Consider the following 4,263-nt stretch of genomic DNA (forward strand, 5'->3'; position numbering starts at 1 on the left):
GCCCGGTCCACTCGAGCTGCCCTGCCCACTCGAGCCGCTCGAACCCACGGCCGCGCCCGGCCTGCCCGGCCCGCCCGGGCTGCCCGAGCCGTGGGACGGCGGCGGAGGCGGCACGGACGGGGGAGGCGGCACGGCGCCGGACAGGGTCATCAGGCATCTCTCCCGTGGACGCCCGCCGGAGGGGCAGGGGCCGGCCCGAGGGGCTCGGCGAGCCAGCGGTTGTAGATCGCCTTCCAGCGGCCGTCGGCCTTCATGTCGGCGAGGAGCCGGTTGACGTAGCGGGTCAGGTAGACGTCCTCCTTGTTGAAGCCGAGGCCGTAGGGCTCGTCGGTGATCGCGGGCGCCGAGCTGACGACGGTGTAGGGGTCCTGCGCGGCGAGCCCGGCGAGGACGGTGTCGTCGCCCGTGATGGCGTCGGCCTTGCCCTGCTGGAAGAGGACGAGGCACCCCGTGTGGTCGACGGCGGGGACTGCTTCGACGCCGGAGACCGTCCGCAGCTTCTCGAGGGTCGACGTCCCGCGGGGCGCACACACCCGCTTGCCCTCGAGGTCCTCGAGCCCGGTGTCGGGCACCGCGCCGCCCGGGTCCTTGGCGACGAGCAGCTTCTGCCCCGAGTGGTAGTACTCGGCGGAGAACGCGATCTCCTGCCACCGCGCACACGTCATCGTCATGTTGCGCGCGACCATGTCGACCTCGCGGTCCGCGAGGACCTGGAGCCGGTCGGCGGCGGTGATGACGCGCAGCCGGAGCTTGGACTCGCTGCCGAGCAGGCTCTTGGCGACGGCCCGGGCGATGTCGATGTCGAAGCCCTCGATCCGGCTCGTGAACGGGTCGCGGGCGCCGAAGAGATAGGTGTCCGCGGAGACCCCGACCACGAGGTGGCCACGCTCGAGGATCGCGCGCACCGAGCGGTCGGTGATGGCGCTCGACGCGGGGATCGAGGGCAGCGGGTCGTAGGACTGGGTCGCGTTGTCACAGGTCACCGGGGTCCCAGCGGGCGCAGGGGTCGTCGTCGTCACCTGCGGCGTCGGCAGCGGGGTCTCGGCGTAGGTCACCCCGGTGCAGGCCGAGAGGGCAACGGCTGCGACGACACCGACGACGCCGGCGACGAGACGGCCCTGACGGCCCTGACCGCCCCGACGGCCATGACCGCGTCCTGGGGGGCTCCAGCTGCTCGGCACACGGGTCGGGGGCGTCATCGGTACTCCTTGATCCGCTGGCCGATACCTCGCACGATCAGCCACGAGGCGATGAGGGACAGGAGCGCGATGAGGACGGCCCAGACGGTGCTGCCCCCGCCGAGGTCCCCGAGCTGCTCGATGGCGGCGGTGCTCGCAGCGTCGCGCTGCTCGGTCACCTGGCGGTCGAAGGCGACGAAGGCCGCCGTCGCGCCGCTGTCGTCCTGGGTCGTCGCGAGCTCGACTGCGTCTTCCCAGGCACCGCCGTCGTCGAGCGAACGGATCTCCTCATGGGTCGAGGCGTAGGCGTCCCAGCGCTCCGTGAGCCCGGTGGTCCCGTTGACGCGTCGGAGGATCTCGCGGACGACCTCGTCATTGGCGACCCATGCGGTCTCGTAGCGCGCGCCGCTCCCTCGTTGGATCAAGGTGAGGCTCTCGTTGGCCCGGGCGTCATTGGCTGCCGTGCGGATGTGAGCGAGGTCGACGGCCTGCCGGTAGTGGCCCGACGCCACCTGCGCGGTCGTCGTGCCGATGCCACCGATCGTCGTCGCCGCGACGAAGAGGCCGACGACGAGCAGGGCAAGGCCCAGTGTCAGGGACGGGTTGAGGTAGCGATGCGTGCGCCTCGCCAGCCAGACGGCGACGAGGACGAGGACGATGAGAGCCGCGACGCCGATGAAGAGCTGCACACTCGAGTCGGACCGGTCGAACTCCTTCTGGGCCCGGGACTCGTTGGTCGCGACGACCTCGGCGACGACGGGGATGGCCGACGTGCGGAGCAGCGAGCTCGCCTCGGTGAGGTAGCGCGCGCCCACGGGCAGCCCGAGCCGGTTGTTGGACCGAGCCTGCTCGACGAGGCCCGCATAGGTCTGGGAGTGCTCGGCCAGCACCCCGAGGGCCCTGGCGTCGGCCGGCTGGTCCGCGGCACCGGCCGCGATGTTGCGGGCGACACTCGCCATGGCGGTGTCGTACTGCGCACGGGCCTCGGCGGTCTCGAGGCCGCCGACGAGGAAGGCGTTGGTCGCGAGGGCGTCGGCGCGGAGCAGGTCGACGTGGATGGACTGCATCCGCACCACCTGCTCGGTGTTGTTCGCGGCCCGCGTGGCCGCGGCCTCGGATGCGAGGATGGCGTTGGCTGCGGCGCCGCCGAGCAGGAGGGCGGCCAGGACGCTGAGGATGCCGAGCAGCCGCATGCGGCCGGGAGTGCCCTGGAAGAGCCCGGTGAAGGCGGACTGGATCGTCTGGCCGGAGCCGCGAATCGTCGCGGGGCCCGAGGCCGCGGGGGCAGAGGTCCCGGAGGCCCGGGCGGCCGAAGGGGCTGGGGGCAACGGCGAGCGCGATCCGGCCGGCACCGCGACCGGGATGTTCGTCTTCGGCGCGCTCGTCATCTGGGCTCCTCGTCGGTGGTCAGGTTGTCCTCGGAGCCTGCCGGACCGGCCTCGGGCGGGCCATCCGGGGCGTCCCTGAGCGGCTCCTGATCCTGGTCTGCCTGGTGGGGCTGGTCAGCCTCGGCAGTCTCGGCTGCCTCGTCAGCATCGTCGGGCGGCTCGGTGACGTCCTCCTCGGTGAGTAGACGCAGGGCGTCGCGGGTTGGCTCCACTGCGTCCTGGAGTCGCCACGCGTGTCGGCCGACGGAGTGCTCGAAGAGGTTGCGCACGAACCGGCCGTTGCCGAAGGCCGGGGTCCGGGGGGTCGCCTCGAGCGTCTGGCGCACGCGGCGCCGCGCGTCGTCGGTGAGCTCGTAGTCCCCCTTCTCCGCGATCGCGTCGAGGATCCCGATGAGCTCGTCGTCGGAGTAGTCGTCGAACTCGATGGTCGTCGTGAACCGGCTCGCGAGTCCGGGGTTCTGCGCGATGAAGTGGACCATCGGCACGGGGTAGCCGGCGACGATGACGACGAGGTCCTCGCGGTGGTCCTCCATCTCCTTGACGAGGGTGTTGACGGCCTCCTGGGCGAACTGGTCCCCGGTGAGGCTGTAGGCCTCGTCGATGAAGAGCACGCCGCCGACCGCGCGGGCGCAGACCTCGGCAGTCTTCATCGCCGTCTGGCCGACGTAGCCGGCGACGAGCTCCGAGCGGTCCACCTCGACGAGCTGCCCCTTCGGGAGCAGCCCGAGGGCCTTGTAGATCGCCCCGACGAGGCGGGCGACGGTCGTCTTGCCCGTGCCGGGGTTGCCGACGAAGATGAGATGCCGGCTCATCCGGGGCGCCTTGAGCCCGGCCTCGACCCGCATCTTCTCGACCTTGAGCAGCGCCACCTGCCGGTGGATCTCCTTCTTGACCCGCCCCAGCCCGATCATCGCGTCGAGCTCGGCGAGCAGCTCCTCGACCGACTTCTCCGGCTCGGCGGGCTCCGCCGCCTCGGCTTCCGCAGCGGTGGCGTCCGCGTCGGCCTGTGCCGCAGCAGGATCACCATCAGGCCGTATGCCGCTGGGCGCGGTCCCGCTCGACGCGTCGGCGCCGGGCTGGCCGGCCGGGCGGTAGCCCCACTGGCGCAGGACGGCGTCGGTGCCGACGCCGGGTGGCAGGGGCGGCAATCCGGTCACGCGATCGCTCATGGGCGGCGTCGAGACGTTGTTCGCCGCGGCGAGGTAGGTGGCGCTGGCGGCCGTGGCGTTGGCGATGACCCAGATCGGGGCGGTGCCGAGCATGACGGCGTCGGAGGCGATCTCGGTCAGCGCCTCGGCGTAGTCGCTCGCGTGGGGGCTGCGCGCGGCGGCGAGGGCGACGAGCAGGTCCGTGGGGTGCTGTCGCCAGCGTCGCCCCTTCGAGGCAGCCTCGAAGAAGGCCTCGTTGACCGTCGCAGGATCGGCCACTGCCGGGAGAGCGACCGCGCCCCACTCGCTCGCCGCGCCCGGCACCGACTCGGCGAGCGAGGCGGCGACTCGCAGCCCCTCGTCGCGCGCGGCGCCCGGGTCGATGCCGGCCAGCCGGGCGACGTCGACGAGGGCGTCGAGGCTCTCGGCGAGCGCGGACTCAGCAGTGGTCATTCTCTGGCTCCCTCGGGAGGTCGGTCGGATCGGGTGCCACTCGCGCGGACGTCGTGCTGATCGGGTGGCTCATCGCTCGGTGGCTCATCAATCGGG

Annotated in this window: 3 protein-coding genes; all 3 read right to left on the bottom strand. The window is 72.4% G+C overall.

Going from position 1 to position 4,263, the window contains the following annotated elements; genetic code table 11:
- Nucleotides 1–149: 149 nt before the first annotated feature.
- Genes LOY02_RS03555 through LOY02_RS03565 form a run of 3 tightly spaced genes read right to left on the bottom strand, consistent with a single transcriptional unit; the run spans nt 150 to nt 4,167 of the window.
- The gene (locus LOY02_RS03555; protein ID WP_317180951.1) at nt 150–1,199 is read right to left on the bottom strand and encodes a glutamate ABC transporter substrate-binding protein; all 1,050 of its coding nucleotides are present in this window, start codon (nt 1,197–1,199) and stop codon (nt 150–152) included.
- On the bottom strand, nt 1,196–2,566 hold the full coding sequence (locus tag LOY02_RS03560; protein WP_317180952.1) for a hypothetical protein: 1,371 nt from the start codon (nt 2,564–2,566) through the stop codon (nt 1,196–1,198). The genes LOY02_RS03555 and LOY02_RS03560 overlap by 4 nt, the downstream gene beginning before the upstream one ends.
- Nucleotides 2,563–4,167 carry an AAA family ATPase gene (locus LOY02_RS03565; RefSeq protein WP_317180953.1) on the bottom strand — a complete coding sequence of 535 codons (1,605 nt, stop codon included), beginning with the start codon at nt 4,165–4,167 and terminating at the stop codon, nt 2,563–2,565. Before LOY02_RS03565 ends, LOY02_RS03560 begins: the two co-directional genes overlap by 4 nt.
- Between the last annotated feature and the right edge of the window lie 96 nt (nt 4,168–4,263).

It is taken from the genome of Intrasporangium sp., assembly GCF_032907665.1.
Taxonomy (GTDB): domain Bacteria; phylum Actinomycetota; class Actinomycetes; order Actinomycetales; family Dermatophilaceae; genus Intrasporangium.